The organism is Candidatus Omnitrophota bacterium (genome assembly GCA_028715965.1).
Taxonomy (GTDB): domain Bacteria; phylum Omnitrophota; class Gorgyraeia; order Tantalellales; family Tantalellaceae; genus JAQUQS01.
Genome location: JAQUQS010000003.1, coordinates 112,663 through 133,000, shown reverse-complemented (window position 1 = coordinate 133,000; position 20,338 = coordinate 112,663). Strand labels below are relative to the sequence as shown.

General features: G+C 50.7%; 18 protein-coding genes. 16 read left to right on the top strand and 2 right to left on the bottom strand.

All coding sequences use genetic code 11. The annotated features are described in order from the left end of the window. The first annotated feature begins 46 nt into the window (after positions 1 to 46). From PHH49_02885 to PHH49_02865, 5 genes are all read left to right on the top strand, one after another. The gene (locus PHH49_02885; protein ID MDD5487895.1) at positions 47 to 331 is read left to right on the top strand and encodes a GYD domain-containing protein; all 285 of its coding nucleotides are present in this window, start codon (positions 47 to 49) and stop codon (positions 329 to 331) included. Positions 332 to 818: 487 nt separating this feature from the next. Continuing rightward, positions 819 to 2,888, top strand: a complete 2,070-nt coding sequence (locus PHH49_02880) for an autotransporter domain-containing protein (protein MDD5487894.1) — start codon at positions 819 to 821, stop codon at positions 2,886 to 2,888. Positions 2,889 to 2,943: 55 nt separating this feature from the next. Continuing rightward, complete coding sequence (locus PHH49_02875) at positions 2,944 to 3,756, top strand: alpha/beta hydrolase (protein ID MDD5487893.1); 813 nt, start codon at positions 2,944 to 2,946, stop codon at positions 3,754 to 3,756. Positions 3,757 to 3,867: 111 nt separating this feature from the next. Then, positions 3,868 to 4,932, top strand: coding sequence for a pyridoxal phosphate-dependent aminotransferase (locus tag PHH49_02870; GenBank protein MDD5487892.1), 1,065 nt, complete (start codon positions 3,868 to 3,870; stop codon positions 4,930 to 4,932). A gap of 26 nt (positions 4,933 to 4,958) precedes the next feature. After that, a complete protein-coding gene (locus PHH49_02865; protein ID MDD5487891.1) occupies positions 4,959 to 5,414 on the top strand; it encodes an STAS/SEC14 domain-containing protein in 456 nt (151 codons plus the stop codon). An 18-nt stretch (positions 5,415 to 5,432) separates the two neighbouring features. Here the strand turns inward: PHH49_02865 and PHH49_02860 are convergent, their stop codons facing one another. After that, positions 5,433 to 7,607 carry a cation:proton antiporter gene (locus PHH49_02860; protein ID MDD5487890.1) on the bottom strand — a complete coding sequence of 725 codons (2,175 nt, stop codon included), beginning with the start codon at positions 7,605 to 7,607 and terminating at the stop codon, positions 5,433 to 5,435. A gap of 217 nt (positions 7,608 to 7,824) precedes the next feature. On the opposite strand from PHH49_02860, the gene PHH49_02855 reads away from it, so the two are divergent. The 5 genes from PHH49_02855 (at position 7,825) to PHH49_02835 (ending at position 14,598) form a co-directional block, all read left to right on the top strand. Further along, entirely contained in the window at positions 7,825 to 8,172 is a 348-nt protein-coding gene (locus PHH49_02855) for a hypothetical protein (GenBank protein ID MDD5487889.1), read from the top strand. 100 nt (positions 8,173 to 8,272) lie between these two features. Beyond that, a complete protein-coding gene (locus PHH49_02850; GenBank protein ID MDD5487888.1) occupies positions 8,273 to 8,641 on the top strand; it encodes a hypothetical protein in 369 nt (122 codons plus the stop codon). Between the two features lie 225 nt (positions 8,642 to 8,866). Further along, positions 8,867 to 12,316, top strand: coding sequence for a hypothetical protein (locus PHH49_02845; protein MDD5487887.1), 3,450 nt, complete (start codon positions 8,867 to 8,869; stop codon positions 12,314 to 12,316). Positions 12,317 to 12,380: 64 nt separating this feature from the next. Further along, entirely contained in the window at positions 12,381 to 14,126 is a 1,746-nt protein-coding gene (locus PHH49_02840) for a hypothetical protein (protein MDD5487886.1), read from the top strand. 10 nt (positions 14,127 to 14,136) lie between these two features. After that, positions 14,137 to 14,598 carry a hypothetical protein gene (locus tag PHH49_02835; protein MDD5487885.1) on the top strand — a complete coding sequence of 154 codons (462 nt, stop codon included), beginning with the start codon at positions 14,137 to 14,139 and terminating at the stop codon, positions 14,596 to 14,598. A 9-nt stretch (positions 14,599 to 14,607) separates the two neighbouring features. On the opposite strand, the gene lpxD is transcribed toward PHH49_02835, so the two are convergent. Further along, on the bottom strand, positions 14,608 to 15,600 hold the full coding sequence (gene lpxD / locus PHH49_02830; protein ID MDD5487884.1) for a UDP-3-O-(3-hydroxymyristoyl)glucosamine N-acyltransferase: 993 nt from the start codon (positions 15,598 to 15,600) through the stop codon (positions 14,608 to 14,610). Between the two features lie 387 nt (positions 15,601 to 15,987). Here lpxD and PHH49_02825 point away from each other — a divergent pair, with 387 nt between their 5' ends. The 6 genes from PHH49_02825 to PHH49_02800 all read left to right on the top strand — a co-directional run bounded on the left by PHH49_02825 (position 15,988) and on the right by PHH49_02800 (position 20,329). Then, positions 15,988 to 16,557, top strand: coding sequence for an arginine decarboxylase, pyruvoyl-dependent (locus tag PHH49_02825; GenBank protein ID MDD5487883.1), 570 nt, complete (start codon positions 15,988 to 15,990; stop codon positions 16,555 to 16,557). A 174-nt stretch (positions 16,558 to 16,731) separates the two neighbouring features. Next, complete coding sequence (locus PHH49_02820; protein MDD5487882.1) at positions 16,732 to 17,235, top strand: peptidylprolyl isomerase; 504 nt, start codon at positions 16,732 to 16,734, stop codon at positions 17,233 to 17,235. Between the two features lie 516 nt (positions 17,236 to 17,751). Then, positions 17,752 to 18,888 (top strand): radical SAM protein, encoded by a 1,137-nt coding sequence (locus PHH49_02815; protein ID MDD5487881.1) that lies wholly within the window; start codon positions 17,752 to 17,754, stop codon positions 18,886 to 18,888. A gap of 207 nt (positions 18,889 to 19,095) precedes the next feature. Then, positions 19,096 to 19,587 carry a Fur family transcriptional regulator gene (locus PHH49_02810; GenBank protein MDD5487880.1) on the top strand — a complete coding sequence of 164 codons (492 nt, stop codon included), beginning with the start codon at positions 19,096 to 19,098 and terminating at the stop codon, positions 19,585 to 19,587. Between the two features lie 5 nt (positions 19,588 to 19,592). After that, entirely contained in the window at positions 19,593 to 19,919 is a 327-nt protein-coding gene (locus PHH49_02805; GenBank protein ID MDD5487879.1) for a DUF5320 domain-containing protein, read from the top strand. Positions 19,920 to 19,930: 11 nt separating this feature from the next. Further along, the gene (locus PHH49_02800) at positions 19,931 to 20,329 is read left to right on the top strand and encodes a NifB/NifX family molybdenum-iron cluster-binding protein (protein ID MDD5487878.1); all 399 of its coding nucleotides are present in this window, start codon (positions 19,931 to 19,933) and stop codon (positions 20,327 to 20,329) included. The last annotated feature ends 9 nt before the right edge of the window (positions 20,330 to 20,338 follow it).

The following is a 20,338-nucleotide window of genomic DNA, read 5'->3' as shown; positions in this document are numbered from 1 at the left end:
CGTTGATATCAGGGGTTTTTAACTACCGATAACAAGGAGGTGGGATATGGCCAAATTCTTGATGATGGGGAAATACTCGATAGATGCCATGAAAGGCATCAGCTCGGCACGTACCAAAAAGGGCGTAAATGCCATTAAGAAAGCCGGCGGCAAGGTCGAATCTATCTACGCGCTCATGGGGGCGCATGATATCGCGATAATGGCCGATTTCGCGGATGTCGCCAAGGCGATGAAGGCGTCGATCGAACTTTCAAAGATGACCGGGATCGCGTTCACTACCTCGCCTGCCGTAAAAGTAGATGCTTTTGATAAAATAGTCGGGAAGAAATAAAGGAGCTCATGTTCTGCATGTCAAATGTATCTACGCCTCAAACAGTCCTCGCCTTTTGGGCTGCGGAACTTGGCCACGACACATTTGACATGGCCAATATCTTGCTTGTATGAGAAATGGCAAGGCGGGCATAAGGGCGGGTGTATCCGTCCTCAAAATGCGCCGAAGGCGCGTAATATTCTATGCGTGTTATTTCGGCCGTTCAAGGGTTCTTTGCATATGCGATAACAGCGTGTAATGTGTGGCGATGCTTTTGATAAGATAGCCGGGAAGAAATAAAGGAGCTCATGTTCCATTTTATCAGAAGTGCCTGTTGACCGGATGTTACGGTCCGGGGACGCGCGTCAAACCATGCTTTTTATAATTTAACTATTTTTCGTGTGTTTGACCTGAGGAGAACGTTAACCTTGTTTTGTCCGCGCGGATTAAGTATATTTGTTGCATGATTTACAAATAACGTTAGCGTAAAAGGGGAAAAGGAGGGGGTATGTACGGGGTATGTAAAAAAACTTTATCATTGTTCTTGTCATTGGCTTTGGGTGTAGTGTTATGCCCGGCCGATGTATTTGCCGTGGCGGCGACGCATATCGGGGTGGGCGCTACCGTGGACCCGGCCGCGAACGATGCGGCGTACGTATTTGACGGGGCGACCGGCGCGCTTGTGTTCCGTGCGGGGAACACGACCGTAGGGAACGACGCGGGCAAAAGTATAGATGCAGCTGTGGCGAATACCTGTACCGTAGCGTTCTATAATACTACGGGCGATATAACCGTCACGGGAACGATAGGGGAGACCAACGCTATTAACAGCTCGACCATAGACCTTATGCAGAACCATACCATATACTTCCAGGGTGATGTATGGATGCCTATAGGCCTCTGGAACAGCACTACGATAGACCTGGCCAGCGGTGTCGACATAACTGGGGATATAGCCAACCAGCAGGCGTCAAACACCACTACCGACCTTGTGCTTCACGGGACCAACGTCATCACGGGCGGTGTCGGCACGGGCGGATCTGCCGTACTCAGGACCATCACGGTTGACGGGACAGGATGCTCCATTACCGGGGATACGCTTACGGAAAATGTGGCCCTGGCAGGGAACACGCTTGACGTAGGGGGGATATATGATCAGACCCCGGCCGCCGCGGGTACATTGTCAACTACCGTAGCGAGCGCGACATCCTACGGGCATATAGACGTGACAGGCGACGCGACCATAGATACGAACACGACTGTTAGCGTGAACGTTACGGGGTACGTGAAGACAGGCTCGGCTCTTACGATAGTCGATGGTAACGACGGGGGAACGAACGGTGTCGCGGCGGATATTCCCGTTACGGATAACAGCACTATTTTATCCTTTACCTCGGCCAGTGCCGCCGGAGACAACCTTGTAATAACGGCCGCTACGGATTATGTCAGCCCCGCTGCGGGAAGTAACGATGCCGCGGTAGCCAAGACGCTTGCGTCGATCGATACAGCTGGTGCTACGGGTGATATGGCGACGGTCGTGTCCGAACTACAAGGGCTCACGAGCGCGACCGCAGTTGACTCGGCTTATAGCGATCTGATGCCGGCTGTGGACGATGGGGCGAGAAGCGCGACTTATGATATAGGTGTAGGGGCGACGCAGACCATAGTGTCCCACATGTCGAGCATCGGCGGCGGGACTGGCGTATCCACGGGAAGCGCGGAAGAACCTAATACCATATGGGCGAAAGGTTTCGGTAACTATACCGACCAGGACAAACGCAAAGGGATAGACGGGTATAAATCCTGGATGATGGGAGTTGTTGTCGGGTATGATTGCCTTATGACCGAAGCCCTGAACATCGGCGTAGGGTTTGGGTATGCCTATTCAAAGGTAGATTCCAAACAGCAGAACGTGAACGATACGGATATAAACTGCGTACAAGGGTTGGTATACGGGCAGTATAACACCCCGGACGCGGTATTCGTCGACAACGATAATGTCTATGCCGACCTTGTAGGGCTTTTTGGGTGGAACTGGTATAAAGGGTCAAGGGATATAAACTTTGGCGCTATATCCAGGACCGCTGAAGCCGAATACGATGGCCAGCAATACCAGGTATATGGCGAGATCGGGTACGATTATCCTTACGAAGGTTTTATATTCACGCCGTTCACATCATTGAGCTGGGTGCATCTCAGGCTTGATGATTATACCGAGGACGGGGCAGGTTCGCTGAACCTTAATGTGGATGGACAGGAATACGATAAGTTCGAGCAGGGGCTGGGGCTCAAAGCGGCTTATCCATTCCTGTGGGACAAGGTCAACATGAAGCCGGAAGTGTATTTTAAATGGTTACATGATTACATGGGAGAACAGGTGGAGGTCAATTCGGCATTTGCCGGTGGCGGACCATCTTTCACGGCCAACGGGTCCAAGCCGGACAGGAACACATATGATGTCGGATTGAGCTTGACGGCGGAATACCTGAGCACCACCGTGGAGCTGGGGTATGACCTAGCGCTCAAAGACGAGTATATTTCGCACAATGGTACAGTCACTGTCAAATACAGTTTTTAAAGCGTATGCGGAAGTGAAACATGAAAATGGAGGGCTGGTGAGGCCCTCCATTTTTATGTTTTACGCTTTTCTGGCCGTGTTCCTGTTCTCCTGGAACAACGTTTGTGGAGCGGCCATGAACGCGACACGCGCGGTAAAAGAGCTGGCAGGTAAGAACGGATTTGTCGAACACAGGATCGATACGCCGTATTTTACGCTGCTGTCGTATGCGAGGGTGCACGAAAAAGGCGCTCCTATCGTCATATACATAGAGGGGGACGGGCGCGCCTGGAAGAACAGGAGGACGGTCTCAACGGACCCTACCCCGCGGACACCTATGGTCTTCAAGATGATGATCGCGGATGGTTCCCCGAATCTGGCATATCTTGCCAGGCCGTGCCAATATGTAGGAGGAAAGAACTACGATAGCGGTTACTGGACGGGTAAGAGGTTCTCGGAAGAGGTGATAGCCTCGATGAGTGAAGCCGTCGACGAGTTGAAGAGCCTATCGGGGGCGAAAGAGGTAAAATTAATAGGCTATTCAGGCGGCGGTGCCGTGGCTGTTCTGATCGCGGCAAGACGGGAGGATGTCATTGGCATCGTGACGGTCGCAGGGAACCTCGACCATGTCGCGGTCAATAAGCTACACAGGGTCGGGCAGATAGGGGGATCCCTGAACCCGATCGATGTAGCCGGAAAAGTAGCAGATATACCCCAACGGCATTTTTCCGGGGACAAAGATAACGTGGTGCCTCAGGAAGTGGCGGAAACATTCGTTATCAGGACCGGGGACAGGCAGCTCGAGCGACTGGATGTAGTGGAGGGGTGTGGACACGAGAAGGGATGGACCGGCAAGTGGAAAGACCTGGTCAAGAGAACTTTGATATGAGACCGGAAATAGCGCGGTCTTTCTTCTGTTGAATTTAGGGTGTGGGCATATTACAATAAATGAACGGTAACTTATATCCGGTGAGGATACAACAAAAAGTAAGGATAAAACGTGGATAAAAAACTTGATCTTAAAAGCCCATCGGTGTTTATCGGCAAGCAGGGTAATGGAGTTATAAGTTTCGGTTCAGGCCAACCGGACCTGCCGCCGCCTAAAGAAGCCATAGAGGGCATTGACATAAGGAAGGATCTCAGGTACGGACTTATACAGGGGGAACTTCCATTGCGGGAAGCCCTGTCCAGGGAGTATGCCGATTCCACCGCGGAGAATTTCGTTATCACCAACGGGGCGTCTGAGGCGCTTGATCTTATCTTCAGGGCTTGGGGGAAAGGTAAGGTGCTTCTTCCAAGACCATATTACTATTCTTATCCGCCGATAATCGAACTTGCGGGAATGGAACCGGTATATACCGACCTCGTGGATGGCAGGATAGATATCGAGGATTTCAAGAAGAAGGTGAAAGATTGTAAGGCTGTTCTTATCAACTCACCCTCGAATCCCACGGGCCGTGTTGAACTTATAGAGACCCTGAGGGAAATAGAGAGAATAACCGCTCAGCTTGGTGTGTATATAATATCCGACGAAGTGTATAAGGACCTTATATACGAAAGAGAGAACTATCATCTTCAGGGCGAACATGTGATAACGGTGAACTCTTTCTCGAAAACGTACGCCATGTGCGGTGTACGTGTCGGATACCTATGGAGCAGCGACCAGAAGGTAGCTGATGCCGTTATAGAGCTGAAAACCCACACTTCCATGAACACTAACCTTGTGGGACAGGATATGGCGCTTTGCGCGATGGCCGCGCCGAAAGAATATATTGTCAAGCAACAGGCGATATGGCGTGAGCGCCGGGACTTGATCTATAAGGGTTTCTGCGACCTGGGATTCGAACTATGGAAGCCGGAGGGCGCGTTCTATATATTACCCAAGTGTAAGAACGCCAGGGAGTTCATAACCACACTTTATTATGAACATAACGTGATCGCTTATCTGGGGGATTGGTTCGGCGCGCCGGGACATATCAGGCTAAGCTACGCTCTTGACAGCGCCCAGATAGAAGAAGGACTTAGCAGGATAAAGACCGCGATGAATAAGGTCGGTTGTTTGTAGGAAAACCCGCAGGGAAGGGGCACGCCATGGGAATTAAGAAGGTCGAACGCGGATACTCCAATGTATTCGGGTTCGAAGTTACCGGTAAGTTGGCACCTAGTGAGGTAGAAGCGTTCCTTCCTGAAATGGAAGAGGCGGTTCGACGGGCGGGAAAGAAGTTAAGGCTCTTCGCGGATGTCACGAATATGGACGGAGCGGACCTAAAGTCGGAATGGGAAGTCTTCGGGTTCCTAAAGGAACATATGGGCGATATAGAGCTTATCGCTGTCATAGGGGCCCATTCGTGGACAAAAGTGATGAGTGAGATACTTTCAGGGTCAGTATTCGTTATGGCCGAGACCTTGTATTTCAAGCCTGAAGAAGCGGAGAACGCCTGGTCATGGCTGCACAACGCGGCCCACCCAAGCCACATGCCCGTGAGAAGGGTTATCTCGAGCGACAAGGGTCTTTTTACCAAGTATGGTTCGCCTGATTATATCTGATCCGGGTAAGGCGACGTATCAAGTCGAGGACGTAAGTGTGGTGAAGAGTTCTTTATCCGTGGAACATGATAATATCTTTTTCCGGGCTTCCGGATTTATCAAGACCTTGGTCACTTCGGCCATGAATTGAAGGTATGGTTCCTGGTTCGCTTTCGGCGCGAGCGTTATAACGAATATCTGTGCCGGCTTCCTGTCAAGGGCGTCGAATTCCACCCCGTCTTTTTTTACGCCTACGCCGGATATAAGGTGGTCGACGGCCATTGTCTTTGTGTGTGGAAGAGCCACGCCGTCCTGCATCCCGGTGGACATGGTAGCCTCTCTTTCCAGGAGGTCCTTGAGGACCACATCACGTTTTTCCATCGGAAGTTCGCCTGCCCGCACAAGTAGGTCCACCAGCTCCGCCAGTATTTCATCCTTTGTCTCGCCGCTCAGGGTGGTTGTTACCGCCAAGGGTTTGATGATCTGGTAAAGGTTCAGTTTTTCCCTGGACCCCGAGGACGTATGGCCGAAGATATCCCGGGCTATCTTTTCCTTGTCGGAAACGGACTCAAGATTCTTGATGAGCTCCTCGAGTTCGGCTATGACCTCGTAAAATACTGTATGGACGAGATATGTATCATCCCCGGAACACTCAAAAACCAGTTCATGCGGATATTGCCTCATCGAGAAAAAGATGTCGTTCTTGCGTATCTGGTAAAGCGTATCTGTTATCGTGATGCGATGGACAAAAAAGCCCTCACTTTCGAACGCCGCGACTATCTTGGTGAGAATAAGTTCCGTGGTCTCGGGGTTAGGCAAAGTGTATTTTATCGTTTCAGTCCCTTTTTTGACCTGTTGTGATCTCCGGAGGGCGGGTTTGTCCGAACGCAAGAGTGTATCCAGGACGGGAGGCGTTATAAGCGTGGTTATGAACGTCATGATGATAGCCAGGCTGAAGACGTCGTGGGGGATGAAGCCCAACGCGAGTCCTATACCTGCGATGATAAGGGCCACCTCGCCCCTGGGTACCATTCCGACACCTATTCTGAGGGCCCCACGCGGGGTGAAATTCAAGAAGAGGGATGGTATGCTGCAACCCGCTATCTTGCCGATGACCGCCAAGAGCGTATAGAGAAGACCAAAATATATGACAGCGGGGTGGAAAAGCTCTCGCAGATCTATCAACATACCCATAACACAGAAAAAGAGCGGTACGAATAACTTGTTCAAAACATCAAGATTTTCTCTTATTACGAAAGAAATATCGGTCTTTGAAAGGGAGATGCCCATAACATACGCCCCGATTATCATGGCAAGGCCGGATTTTTCGAATATGCCGGCCAGAAGAAGTGCGAGGGCAAAACTCATAACGGCCATCGTGGACCTGTCACTGAAGTATTTTTTCAGGAAGGAACTGATCTGGCGTGAGAACGTCAGTCCCAGCACGGTGAAGCCTAACCAGATCCCTATAGCCTTGAGCGATATTATCGATATGTCACGCCACACCACGTGTCCGCTACGGATAATGCCGATGACCACGGCGAAGGCTATTATACCGAGAACGTCGTCGATCACCGCGGCCGACAGGATGGTCACGCCTTCAGGGGAGTCGATCTTCCGGTTGGAGGAAAGTACCCTGGCGGTAATGCCAACGGACGTGGCTGTCGAGATAACTCCCAGGAACAGTGGTATAGGCTGTAAAAGGTCCAGAGGCCTTTCAAGTACGTAACTCATGAAGATCGCGCCCCCAAAAGCGCCGGCCAGGAAGCTTATGATAACGCCGCCGATGCCTACGACAAGGCCTGTGACGGAAAAACGGAAAAGCATTTCGACATCGGTCTCCACCCCTACAAGGAAAAGGAGGATGATAGAGGCTATTACCGAAAGGCTGTACAGCTCGATAGATATCGGTAGTCCCGGATGGAGGGGGAACAACCCGTTGGGGAACGAAGGAAGCGGCAGGGCCCCAAGAAGGTATGGCCCTATGAAAATACCGGATACTATCTCCCCGAGCACTTCCGGCAGCTTGAATTTTTTGAATAAGGTGCCGCCTCCCCATGCCGCGAAAAGGACTATACCGATCTGGAGCATCAGCATGGCCATGTCGGAAACAAGGTCAGAGGACCCCTTTTTGTCTTCGGCCATCGCGGGAAAACACGAAAGAATAACGCAAATGATACCGAATGTTATCAGGAAAAATTTCTTATTTTTCATCGTTTCGGTAAACGGTAGAGCGGAATAAAATATTAAAAAGGAACAAAAACAGGCATTTCAGGTATCTCGCGAAAGTGTAGCATCTAAAAAACCCGATGTCAATGGGTATTTTAACTTCCGAGGAAGAATGGACTCTGTTGTAAAAATCAGTATAAATCAGTTCCGATTTATGACTGAGAGGATTATAATTGGAACAGGGAGGGGAAAAGGGGGAGGAATGATAAAAGGACGCTTACTCATGGTCAGCTTTCTGGTCGCAGGTCTCATCTCGGCCGGGTGTGCTTCGAATGTCAGTGAGGATAAACCTATAGCCGAGGTAAAACAGGAAGCGAAACAAATGGACGCTAAACAGCTCCAGGATATGGTCACCCAATATAAGAAGGCCATAGAAGCAAAAAAGCCTGAACTGGAAAAGTTACAGGCTAAGCTCAAGGCTATACCTATAGCTGAGATGATGGGCAAGGACGCCGGCGCGATCAAGAACGAGATAAGCGCGCTCAGTTCTTCGATAAAGGCCTTGACCGACAGGATGAACGCTTACATGGCCGAGCTTAATAAGAAATAGCGAGCGTAGTTCTTTGTCGTATCGTGGAGTAACGGTCGGGAACGGCCGGCGTGAGCGGCTGTTCCCGTTCTTGCGATTACATGTGCGGGGGAGGTGTGTCATGAAAAAGATGCCGGGATATATCGTGACCATATGCATAATAGGTTCGTTATTTAGCGCGGTGATCTCACGCGCGGACGGCGATATTGATATGTGCAGGGACCCGAGGCTTTCAGATGCTTATGAAAGTTACCAGAAGGGTTTGAGGGACTCCGAACGCGGAGATAGGGCATACCACGGCCGAGCCGGGAAGGCACAGAGGATGTATGAACACGCCGAGGATTATTTTCGTACCGCGGAATTCAAGTACAAAGAGCTTGGCATGCAGTACGATATTGATGTTAGCAAAGAGATAGATACCTGCCAGAAAAGATACAGGGATACGCATGTGAAGACCGGCGAGGCCAGGAAGAGAACCCACCACAGGTAAGTGTTGATCCCGCCCTAAATATACAAGCAAAACATGGGCGTAGTCGGTTTGCTCTGATCGTATCACGAAAAGTATCCATCAACGTCTAAATTCTTAAATCTTAATTATTTCTTAACAAAACGCTTCAAAAAATCAAACCAATATTGTATAATCCTGGTGTCATTTAACCGTGTGGATCAGGGAATACAACGTATCAAGAACATACCTTACATGAAGGAGAATCACATGTTCAAAAAAGTGGTTACTTTATCCATTATGATCTCCAGTATTCTTGTCTGGAACGTTCATGCCGAGAATATGGATTTCCTCAAGGATGAGATAAGAGAGGCCCAGAGGCATCTTGACGTAATAGGCGAAGATCACGCGCGCGCTAAAAAGTTCCTGGAAGATTATCCCAAGACAGTGGAGGAGATATCAAAGGCCGCGGTGGAATTAAGACAGCTTGACGCGAAGATGAGGGATATCCTGCAGAAGAATCTTGTCAAGTCGACCATAGCGCTGGGTATCGAGACATACGGCAAGATAAACCTCGTGATGGGTTTTTATCGTAAAGCCGTCATGATGATACTGCTTTCCTGCCGGTTGGAGCTGCACTCTGACAGTTTGCAGAAAGAATACAGCACGCCTTATGACGTGGCCATAAAAGGTCTGAGCGATGAAGCTGTGAGAACGCTGCCGGAACTTGAAAAAATAAACGAAACGCTTGGAATGGATCTGGATGAGGTAAAGGACGAGGCCCTGAAACAGGGGGACAAGCTGGGGGATACGGGGGCCATATACCGTAAATTCCAAATGGTGCTCGAGGAGATAAAGAAGGCGCAGGATAAAATGATAGCGTTGCGCAAGAAGCTCGACCAAGCCAACAACGAGGTCGAGAATGTCTTCCCCGAACTTAATGCCGAGGTCCAGAGGCTCAGCGATCGCATAAAAGAACTCCAGGAGCGTATCAATAAGGCCTCGCAGGAAGAGGCCGAGGAGAAAGAAAAAGCGCTTAGGTCGGAAATACAGAACATGGCACAAGTGCCGGTTAAGTCGGTTGCCCCGATAATTGTAAGCAGCGCTGAAGAGGCCGAACGGATAAAAAGACAGCTTTTGGCCCAGCTTTCCTCGACCGTACAGTCATACTCGCAGCGGTGTAATGAGATAGACCGCAGAATGGAGGAAATGGCGACGAGTGATACTAGCGGGCTCAGGATGCTGTCCCCCAGTCCGAACTATCCCTCGGTGAGCGTTTATACCGAGAGCGAGATAATGGGTATGGATGTGACCAAACTCAGGAACGAAGCGAAGATCCTGGGCAGGATCGCGAAATATTGCGAGTTCACGATAAGCATATTAGACCGTTCCATGAGCGAGTATTCCGACCTGGGGGAAAGCGCCAGGAACGATATAGGAAGCCTGTTGGGGCAGATCGCGAGCCTCGGCGGGAATGGAGAAGGTATCGCGGCACCGCTTATGAAACGTATCGCGTCGGTGGAGGTCAAAAACCCAAAGATGATCGGCATGATGAACGTGAGCATAGAGAACGCGGAGAAGAACGTGAATAATCTTGAGAATGAGTTCAATCGGAAGAAGTCACTCGCTCTTGATGCCGCCAAGTCCTTTGTTACTGATTCTCAGGGGGCGCTCAATTCGCTTCGTGAGGCGCAGGGGTTAAGGAAGCAGGTCATTGACGAGTGTAAGGGCGTGGGGATGAAGATATCGAGGGACGAATATAGTTCCGGTGATATGGTCTGGAGACTGCAGGGCGAGACAAAAAAGATGTTCGCCGAAGGCAGGACGGCCGATGAAGTCGGGGCTTATTTGGGGGAGAAAAGGGACGCATTGATCAGCCTGTATGACAAAGCCGCCAAATCAGCCAGATTGGAGGCACTAGCCGAAAAAATGAGGAGAAAAGTACTGACCGAATACGCGGGAAAACCGGGGATAGCGTTCATGTACGATTTTGCCAACAACTTTCCGGATGAAGGTATCAAGAATGAGGTCGATAAATTCGGTACCGAATGGATGAGCTATATGTACTGGACGGGGACCGATAACCAGTCCATCAACAGGTTCATAGAGAACACGACTTATAAGATGACGGACACGATAAACGATTTCCTTGTACTCCTGCCGAAAATAAAAGACGCAAATGACAGGATAGAAAAAGCGTTCAGCGAGGGTGAGTACAATAAAGCCGTATACGAGTATAATGTGATAATGGAGGAACTTGCCAAGGATAGCCCGATATTCGACAAGTGGCTTTCTTTCTACGCTTCCCCGGCCCCGGGGAAACACGGTATATACAAGGTTGTTTCTGTCCAGGGCCAGAAGGCCATGGAGACTGCCAAAAAGAAGTTGGAGGAAGCCCAGAGTCAAGAGAACAAAAAAAAGATGGAAGAGCTGGCAAGGCAGGAAGAAGAGAGACGCAAAAAGGAAGAAGACGATTATTACAAGTCCCTGGGCTATAATGTGGGCGGTGTACGGGTGAATACGGTTGTTCTGCCGAGGACTTCCGGCGAGGTGACGCTTATGAACAACGACCTCATGGACGGCGAAATAGAGGTTGAGGGATATATTGATAACCTCCATGATGTACGCGTGATACTCGCGGCGGAAGACGGTGAGGCATGGAGAGAACTCCCGCTCGAGGGACATTTCAAGTACAGGTTCAGGCCGTTCGCGAACAGGCCGTATTCTCCGGTCATAAGGCTTAAAATGAATTCGTCAGACGATATAACCCTCGACCTCCTGGCGCCGGGGCAGACACTTGTTTACAAGGACATGGATTATACCCAGCTCATAGTGGAAACCGTTACAAAACTTGCCGAGGCTTATGAGCGGGAAAGCCTGGCTATCTTCGCGCCGTATATATCGAAAGATTTTCTCGGTAACAAGACTTTCCTCGAGGAGGGGCTAAGGTTCGATTTCGATATGTTCAATGATATACGCCTCAGCATCTTCATCAATCGCATAGAGAAAGGAAGGGATTATTTCTCGGTCGAGACGAAATGGAACAAGTCCCAAGTAGTATATAAAACGGGCCAGCAGCAGAGGACGTCCGGGAATACCGTAATGGTGTTCGTGTTCGAGGACGGGAAAATGAAACTGTATAACTTGCGGGGGAACCTTATTTACGCCACGCTTTCGCCCGAAATAGCCGAGGCCAGCGGGCTCAGCCAGAGCGTGGTAGAGCAGATAACGGAAGCCAGGAACTCACGCAACCCGGTGCAGCCTGGCGCGGGTGATACCGAAGAAAACGGCGGATTATCCTCTGGAGGCGCGCCTATAAGCACGCGGCAGGGTACTGTCACTTGTGTTCCCGGCGGGCCGGCCGGGGCGAGGGGTTTTGACTTCACCGCCGGTAATCCCGACGTAGCGCCCGGCCAGGGTGGGAACCCCAACGCCGACATAGATCTCGAATACGCGGACCAGTTCTGGTCACAGAACGGGGCAAGGATACAGGACGTTACCGCCACATATACCTACGGAGAGCTTACGACGGCCCCGGATGTGGTAGATGCCGGAACGGTCAATCCCTTGCCGGGGAAAGTGTACCTTATACGTACGTCGGAGGGATATTACGGCAAGGTGCGTATAACGAATTATACGGACAACGTGGGCGTGAGCTCGACCGTTACTTTTGATTATGCCATCCAGACGGATGGCAGCAGGAACATAGCCACAAATTAAAGGATATGTATCCGCGATACAGGCATATTCAGGCAGGGGCGGGTATTTAACATAAGAAAGAGGTGTGAAGTTGAAGGGTATAAGCAAGATAAGCGCGGTTTCCTTTGGGTTATCTTTGATGTTAGCGGTACCGTGGTCATATGCCGCGGAGGTTTATTATCTTGGAGGGAACCAGGGAGGGAACGGTGACGCCAAGAACGCGTCATTCACCGTACAGGATCGGGTCAAGGACCTTTTTGACTTTGGATCATACGGAGAATACGGGCCGGACAGGTCGGGGCGCATAAGCGGGACCATATCCCAGGAGTTTAACGCCAATAACGTTTATGGGAACAAAGACAAGTCTTTCCTCAAAGAGGGAGGGTTTTCCGTGACGGAGCTTAACCTGAACATCCAGGAAAAGCTATGGGATGATTATAGTTTCGAAGGGCAGACATTCTTCAGAAAAACGGACGACCACCGCATAGAAAGCCGGAAAGACGTAAGGCTTAAACAGCTGGACCTGCGGGTATTTAATAAGGACAACATGGTGCAGTTCGGCGACTTCTATGGCGATTTCAGCCAATTCGTCCTGGGACAGAGCCTGGAGGGCCTCAATGTAAAGATAGCACATGAAAAAGGACAAACATACAGGTTCGTGGCCGGCAGAAAGAGCCAGGCGGATCCTTCCAGTAACATGTACCAGAGGAATGTTGTAGGCGGCATGGCCGAGTATGTGTTCCGCAATAATTACGGTTTCCCTTTTTTCAGCCTAGGAGTACAGGCGGTCACCTCCCAGGACGATAAGGGCAGCATAGACCAGGATACGTCCGCGATCGATATGAACAATACCGTCGGGAGTATCGACGGGGAGATGTCCCCGGTAAAAGACTTCAAGGTGGCCTATGAGGTCGCGCAGAGTGCGTACAGGTACAACGAAAGGGATCCTTTATGTGATACGCAGTACGGTTCCGCGTTCAGGCTGCAACCCGAACTCAAGATTAAGGACGCACGCGTAAAATACCTGTACTATTACGTAACCCCTAAATTCTATACGGACGCGGGATCGGCCATGCCGGATAAAGAGCAACACCAGGTAAGTTTTGATTGGAAGATATTGCCGGGCCTGAGCATTTCACTGGTCCAGAACTATTACTGGGACCATCTTCCCGGGAGCAAACAGGCGAAAAGGACCACGAACGACGAGAAATATATGTCGGCGCATATAAGGCCGTTGAAGGGGAAGCCCGAATTCTCAATAAGACCCTATGTCAACCTGCTTAACCGGGACTCGGATGACAGGTATAATACATTGGAATCCCAGACGAACACTTTTGGTTTCGCGGTGAACGATACGCTCGATGGCGGCAAGATGAACTATGGGTTCGGATATGAATACAGAGAATACCTGGATATAGCCAATAACGGTTCGGGGACGGAACTGTTCAACCGCATACTTGTCAACTTTGGCGTAGAGTTCAAGCTTTTCGGAAGACGGTTATATGTGTCCGATGATATTTCCACCGATTTCAGGTCGGTCAAGACCGATAGCAACCCGGATGTCACCTTCAATAACGCTTTTAGCGTGAACTACGATATAAGCGATAGATGTGTGTTCCGGGCGTCCAATAATGTTCACGAGTTCGACGGGTCGGGCCCGGCCAGTAATCTTACGAACACAAGGAATTATGCTGAACTCGTCTTTACTATAGACAAAAAACGCGCTACAAGATTAACGTTCAGGTTCGAGGATAACATGTACCGCCACGAGGACGGCACGCAGAGTTATACCGAAGACAGATATATAATCAAGATTGCCACCAACTTTTAGGAGGCGCTTTATGACCAGGACAAAAGTACTTGCCATGTCTATCGTTACGCTGATCATGTTCTCCGTTACGGCCATGAGCATGGGCGCGCCCGTTGAGGGGAAGGACATAAGCGCCGTCGACAGAGAGCTCGGAGAGGAGCTTGTGTCCAGAGTCATCGATGCCTACGAAAATTTTACCATTTCCGGGTTCCTTGCTGTCGTTTCCAATGATTATGCCCCGGACCGTATGCAATTGGCCAATAGCGTCGCGGAGTCATATTATGATTCCATAGTGCTTGGAATGGATCATTTCATGGACAAAGTTTCTCGTGAAGGGGATACGATCGCCTTAGGGTTCAAGTGGCAGAAGACCGTTCAGGACAAGGATGCCGGGAATTCAGTAATGACCGAGGGCGTTTCTACTTTTGTTTTTAAGAAAGAAAAAGGGGAATGGAAGCTCACCAGGTTACTCGGGGATAATCCTTTTCTTTGAGGAACAGGGTCAGTCCGACATTTTCTTCAGAAGCTTGAAATTCTTGGATAGCCACGACAGGACTGCCATTTGGCGTTTTGTCTGGCTTATCGGCCTTGCCGGGATGCCCCATACTATTGAATCGTCGGGGACATCCTTTATAACGGCGCTTTTGGCCCCGACAGTAACATTGTTCCCTATGACTATGTTGTCGGACAGCCCGACCTGTCCGCCGATGGTCACATCGTCCCCTATAACGGTGCTGCCGGATATACCGCATTGGGCGGCCATGAGGAAGTTCCTGCCGATCCTGACGTTGTGGGCTATCTGGCAGAGGTTGTCGATCTTAGAGTTCGCGCCTATCACGGTGTCACCCAGTGAGCCCCTGTCCACGGTCGTGCCCGCGCCTATCTCGACATTATCCTCTATGATAACGGCCCCAAGTTGCGGGAATTTGTATATCTTGCCGTTATCTTTTACATAGCCGAACCCGTCCGCGCCTATAGTGGCGCCACTATGCAGTGTTACGTTCTTGCCTAGTACGGAATTCTCATAAATAGAGACATTCGGGTGGATGTGGCAGAACGAACCTATTTCACAATTCTTTTTTATACTGGCGTTACTTTCGATTATCACATGATCGCCTATCTTGACCTTTTCTCCCACTGACGCTCCGGAATCGATCCAGACGTTCTTGCCAAGCTCGGCCGATTTGGCTACATTCGCGAGAGGGTGTATGAACGATTCTCTGTCCTTAGGAGTGTTGAACGTGTTGTAGATGATAAGGAACGAAAGTTTTGGATTGCTTACGCGAATAAGGGTTTTAGAAGACCTGCGCATGTCCTTCCCGGTCAGGACGCATGATGCCCCGCTCTTTTCGGCCTTAGAAAGAAGAGTCTCGTTCATGGCGAAAGTAAGGTCACCTTCGCGTGCCTTATCGATGCCGCCCAAGCCCGTTATGTCGATCTGGCCATCCCCGTCAACGACCCCTCCGATAAGTTCAGCAAGTTCTCCGGTCCTCATATCGAACACCGCCTTTTCTGTGTGTGGGTTTTAAGGTCATTATCACAAGCATGTTGCGGAAAAGTCCGTGTGGACATGGATAGTGGCCGTGATAACATTAATCATTATAGCAGGGATAGCCTATAGAGGGAACATTTATCTTGAGGAGGAAAGGCGCCGGACATGCCATCTCTTCATCCCGGGTGTGTGGCTGTTCTTGCCGGAAGCCTGATCGGCGAATATGGTCGTTCTTGACGGTAGTATGAGCGGAACGGGAGGCGCGCGGACCCACGATAAGATCGCGAAATGAAAAAAAACGATAAAAATACTTCCCCTACGCGTCTTTTGTTGTAAAATATGCACAATGTGAGCTGACGATGAGCGTATCATTAAATCTTAAGGAGGAAAATGTCCATCTTAACCAGAAAAGATGAGTTTGTTCCAAAAAGGGTTTTCTTTACCAAAGGTGTAGGTACGCATAAGGCGGAACTCAGGAGTTTTGAGCTGGCGCTCCGTGACGCGGGGATAGAAAGATGTAACCTCGTAACGGTATCCAGCATACTTCCACCGTCGTGCCAGGTGGTTTCCAGGAACGAAGGGATAAAAGAGCTTCAGGCAGGGATGATAACGTTCACGGTCATGGCCAGATGTTCTTCGAACGAGCCACACAGGCTCGTAGCCGCGAGTGTAGGGTGCGCGGTCCCCGCCGACGCCAACGCTTATGGATACCTGAGTGAACATCATTCGTATGGACAGAACGAAAAGACGGCTGGTGATTACGCGGAGGATCTCGCGACGGCCATGCTTGCTTCCACCCTGGGGCTTGAGTTCGACGAGGAGAAATCGTGGGACGAGAATAAGAAGATCTACCAGCTGAGCGATAAGATAGTCCGGGCGAACAGTATAACGCAAACGGCTGTAATAAACAGCGACGGGAGTTTTACTACGGTGCTTGCCGCCGCGGTGTTCCTGTTCTGATACCGGTACGCGGCCGCAAAACGTTTGACAATCGTTACGGCCGGGTGTAGCATGGAATAAAGGACGTGGCGCGGTGTTAGCGGGCGCCGGCAGGAAAGCTTGGATACACAGGACCGCAGGTTCGAGACATCTGGACTTGCGGTCTTTTTTTTTGTCGATGAGTGGAGGATATGTATGGGGCGCTTGATACGCCTGCTATCGGTAGTTATCACTATAAGCAGCATCTATGGATGCGCCAACGCGGAAGGGGGAGATATGACGGTGGAAAAAGGGAGAACGGTAACGTTCGATTATACCTTGACTGTTGATGGAGAGGTGGTCGATACTTCCAGGGGCAAGGAGCCGCTTGAGTATGTTCAGGGGGAAAGCGGGCTTATCCCGGGGCTTACCAAAAGGATGGAAGGTATGAGGACGGGCGAAGAGAGAAAGATTACGGTCCCTTCGGCGGAAGCGTATGGGGAGATCAGGGGCGAGGCTTTCCGGGAAATACCGCGTTCGAGGCTTCCCGAGGGCATGGAACCCGCGGCCGGTATAATGCTCCAGGCCGAGCAGCAGGATGGCGGGGTGGTGCCCGTAAGGATATCGGAGGTCAGGGATGATGTCGTGGTCATAGATTTTAACCATCCGTTGGCGGGTAAAGACCTCTTGTTCGAGGTAAAGATAGTTTCCGTAAAGTAACTCACTGGCATGGCAACGGTATTTGACAAAGGAGCTGTTCAGGGGTAAACTTTGATAGACATTGCTGGAAGGTCCTGAGTTCGAAGGGGGAACCTGGACGGTAAAAAAGTAAAACCTTCGGCGGGTTAGCGATCCGCCGAAGGTTTTTTGTTTTAAGAGGGCAGGTTCAGCCCCAGCTAAACCTGTAAAAGATCTTATCTATTATAGATAAGAAGTATGATCCGGGATGTGGCTACAGCTCAAACAGTCCTCGACTTTCGGTCAGCCCTTGGTCTGCGGAACTCGCTCACGCCACATCGCTCATCATACGACGAAAAAACAGGACATGGTAAGGTTGTCGTATCTCCGGTGTATATCCGGCCTTTCAATAACCCTTCGGGTTATAGCCCACTATGTGTGGTGGTTAGTTATATTAGCTATGTATACCTGGGCCGTGAAAATGTTCGAGTAATAGGCGATCAGGGGTGACTGAAGACGAAATGGTGAGAGACCTGCGGGGGGCGTAAGAGGGCCTGTATGGTGATGATAAAGAAAACGATGGATACGAATGAGAAGCTCAGGGTCCTTTCAAGGGATTCGCGATATGACCTGGCTTGCGCGTGCGCTACGCGACAGGACGAACATCGTAAACGTTCAGAGACCGATAAGTGGATATATCCGGTCACGTTCCCCGACGGGCGACGGACATTTTTGTTCAAAACGCTCCTTTCCAACGAATGCGTTAATAATTGCAAGTACTGTCCTCTAAGGGCGGGTAGAGATGTCCCCAGGTGCGGCCTCGTTCCGGAAGAACTGGCCCGGACGTTCCTTTCATATTACAGGGCGCGCAAGGTGAGCGGACTTTTCCTGTCAAGCGGTGTAGGAGGAAAGCCCGACGCTGTGATGGATGGCATCAACAGGACCGCCGGGGCCCTGCGACGTAGTGGATTCAGGGGATATATACACCTGAAGATCATACCCGGGGCGTCAGACGCGGCTGTGCGCCGGAGCCTGTCCCTCGCTACGGCGGTGTCGATAAATGTTGAGACCGCTACGGCGGCCAGGTTCCGGGAACTCAGTACGACAAAGGATTTTAAGAATGATATAGTGCGTCCCTTGAAGCTTATTAGCCGTCTTACAGCCAGAGGAGGAGAGTTCTCGCGGGTAAAACAGACGACACAATTCGTTGTCGGCGCGGCTTCCGATACGGACGAGGAAATAGTCAAGGCGTCATGGGGGCTTTACAGGAACCTGGGTCTTTGTCGAGTGTATTTTAGCGCGTACCAGCGCGGAGCGGGCGCGTCGGACCTTCCGGGAGAGGTGTCGGGCGGAAGCAACGCCGATCTGTTGACGCGGGAGCACAGGCTTTACCAGGTTGACTGGCTTATGCGCAAATACGGTTTTACCGCCGACGAAATACCGTTCGGATCCGGGGGGAAGCTCTCTCTCGAGTGCGATCCCAAGGAGGCCTGGGCTAAAGCGCATCCCGAGTTCTTCCCCGTGGATGTTAACCGGGACGAGGTGTCCAGGCTTCTTCGCGTGCCGGGATTTGGGGAGGTAACGGTCGAGAAGATACGGGAGGCGCGTAAGTGTGGGCTTAAGATACGCTCGATCGAGGACCTGGGCAGGCAGACAAGGATCCTTAAAAAGGCGATGTCATATGTAGTCTTCTGATAAAAGAGGGGCGTTACCGAGTCGGTCCGCTAGAGTACTGTCGGGAACGCGCTCGCGCGGCTGTATAGCATATTCCTTCAGTACTTTTTCCAAGATCTGTTGTTTACCGGTATTGATATAGATCGGTCGGTTTTTTATTGACTAAAACAGTTTTGTCAGGTATAATTGATAATGAAAACCATTTTCAATAAACAAGGAAGGCAATATATGCAGGGAAGAGCGGGAAGAGCGGGAAGATGCGGGGAGAATTGGGGCCATAGGTTCAGGGGGTGCGGGTACAGGTTCACCGCTCCGCGTAAAGCGATAATAGATGTATTGCAGTGTACGCCCGGGCATTTGAGCGCGGAAGACATATATATGAAAGTCCACGAGATGTGTCCTCAGATAGGGCTTACCACTGTTTACAGGACGCTGGAGGTCCTTACAGACATGGGGTTATTGTCAAAGTTCGATTTTGGGGACGGACGGGCGCGTTATGAATCCGTTAATGGGGCGGGAACAAAACATCATCATCATCTTGTGTGTACAGGGTGCAGGAGGGTGATAGATTATTCGGAATTCGTCGATGATGAGATAGAGTTCCTGGAACGGGCGGAAAAAGGTCTTTCGAAAAAATACAGGTTTGAGATAAAAGGCCATCTTATACAGTTTTACGGTCTTTGCGATAAGTGTAAGGATAAAGATGGAAAGAGGAGGTGAGTACTATGCCAGGTTTTGACGGAACGGGTCCCGCTGGTGTGGGGCCGATGACAGGCGGGGGCAGGGGCTATTGCGTAATGCCTTCAGATCGTCCGGTGGTCGCGGGCGGAGGAATGGGAATAAGAGGCCGCGGTGGTCGCGGGCGGAGGAATCGATACTACGCGACAGGACTTACGGGATGGCAGAGGGCCGGATATTATGGGTATCCAGCCGGACATGTGACGGCCCGGGAGGAAAAGGGCATGCTCAAGGCGGAAGCGGAGGCGCTTGAAGCGCAGCTCGGGGATATCCGCGCGCGTATAGCCGAACTGGAAAAGAGCGACGAACAGTAATAGACAGAAGAATGGGGGAAGACATGAAGATCGCTATTTCCACGGACGGAGAGGTCGTATCCGAGCATTTCGGCCGATGTCCTTCGTTCACGATAGTTGATATACAAGAAGGCAAGGTTGGCGTTAAAGAAGTGATATCGAACCCGGGGCATCATCCGGGGTTTCTCCCGGAATTCCTGGGCGGAAAAGGCGTTGAATGCATAATTGCCGGAGGTATGGGGCAGAGGGCCATACAACTTTTTTCCGAGAGAGGTATACAGGTAATTGTAGGAGTGAACGGGGCGATCGATGAAGTTATGCTAGAAATGGCAAAGGGTAAGCTCCATGGAGGGGACAGTTCCTGTAAGCCCGGAGCGGGAAAGGGATACGGATTGGATAAAACGGTATGTGATCATGGTGACGGGCATTGAAGCGAGGAG

Excerpts from the sequence above, each read along its gene's own strand:
- PHH49_02810 (MDD5487880.1), top strand. The coding sequence starts at position 19,096 with ATGCAGGGAAGAGCGGGAAGAGCGGGAAGATGCGGGGAGAATTGGGGC.
- PHH49_02805 (MDD5487879.1), top strand. The coding sequence starts at position 19,593 with ATGCCAGGTTTTGACGGAACGGGTCCCGCTGGTGTGGGGCCGATGACA.
- PHH49_02815 (MDD5487881.1), top strand. The coding sequence starts at position 17,752 with ATGGTGATGATAAAGAAAACGATGGATACGAATGAGAAGCTCAGGGTC.
- PHH49_02865 (MDD5487891.1), top strand. The coding sequence starts at position 4,959 with ATGGGAATTAAGAAGGTCGAACGCGGATACTCCAATGTATTCGGGTTC.
- PHH49_02825 (MDD5487883.1), top strand. The coding sequence starts at position 15,988 with ATGTCCATCTTAACCAGAAAAGATGAGTTTGTTCCAAAAAGGGTTTTC.
- PHH49_02855 (MDD5487889.1), top strand. The coding sequence starts at position 7,825 with ATGATAAAAGGACGCTTACTCATGGTCAGCTTTCTGGTCGCAGGTCTC.
- PHH49_02835 (MDD5487885.1), top strand. The coding sequence starts at position 14,137 with ATGACCAGGACAAAAGTACTTGCCATGTCTATCGTTACGCTGATCATG.
- PHH49_02800 (MDD5487878.1), top strand. The coding sequence starts at position 19,931 with ATGGGGGAAGACATGAAGATCGCTATTTCCACGGACGGAGAGGTCGTA.
- PHH49_02820 (MDD5487882.1), top strand. The coding sequence starts at position 16,732 with ATGGGGCGCTTGATACGCCTGCTATCGGTAGTTATCACTATAAGCAGC.
- PHH49_02845 (MDD5487887.1), top strand. The coding sequence starts at position 8,867 with ATGTTCAAAAAAGTGGTTACTTTATCCATTATGATCTCCAGTATTCTT.
- PHH49_02875 (MDD5487893.1), top strand. The coding sequence starts at position 2,944 with ATGTTTTACGCTTTTCTGGCCGTGTTCCTGTTCTCCTGGAACAACGTT.
- PHH49_02850 (MDD5487888.1), top strand. The coding sequence starts at position 8,273 with ATGAAAAAGATGCCGGGATATATCGTGACCATATGCATAATAGGTTCG.
- PHH49_02885 (MDD5487895.1), top strand. The coding sequence starts at position 47 with ATGGCCAAATTCTTGATGATGGGGAAATACTCGATAGATGCCATGAAA.
- PHH49_02880 (MDD5487894.1), top strand. The coding sequence starts at position 819 with ATGTACGGGGTATGTAAAAAAACTTTATCATTGTTCTTGTCATTGGCT.
- PHH49_02860 (MDD5487890.1), bottom strand. The coding sequence starts at position 7,607 with ATGAAAAATAAGAAATTTTTCCTGATAACATTCGGTATCATTTGCGTT.
- lpxD (MDD5487884.1), bottom strand. The coding sequence starts at position 15,600 with ATGAGGACCGGAGAACTTGCTGAACTTATCGGAGGGGTCGTTGACGGG.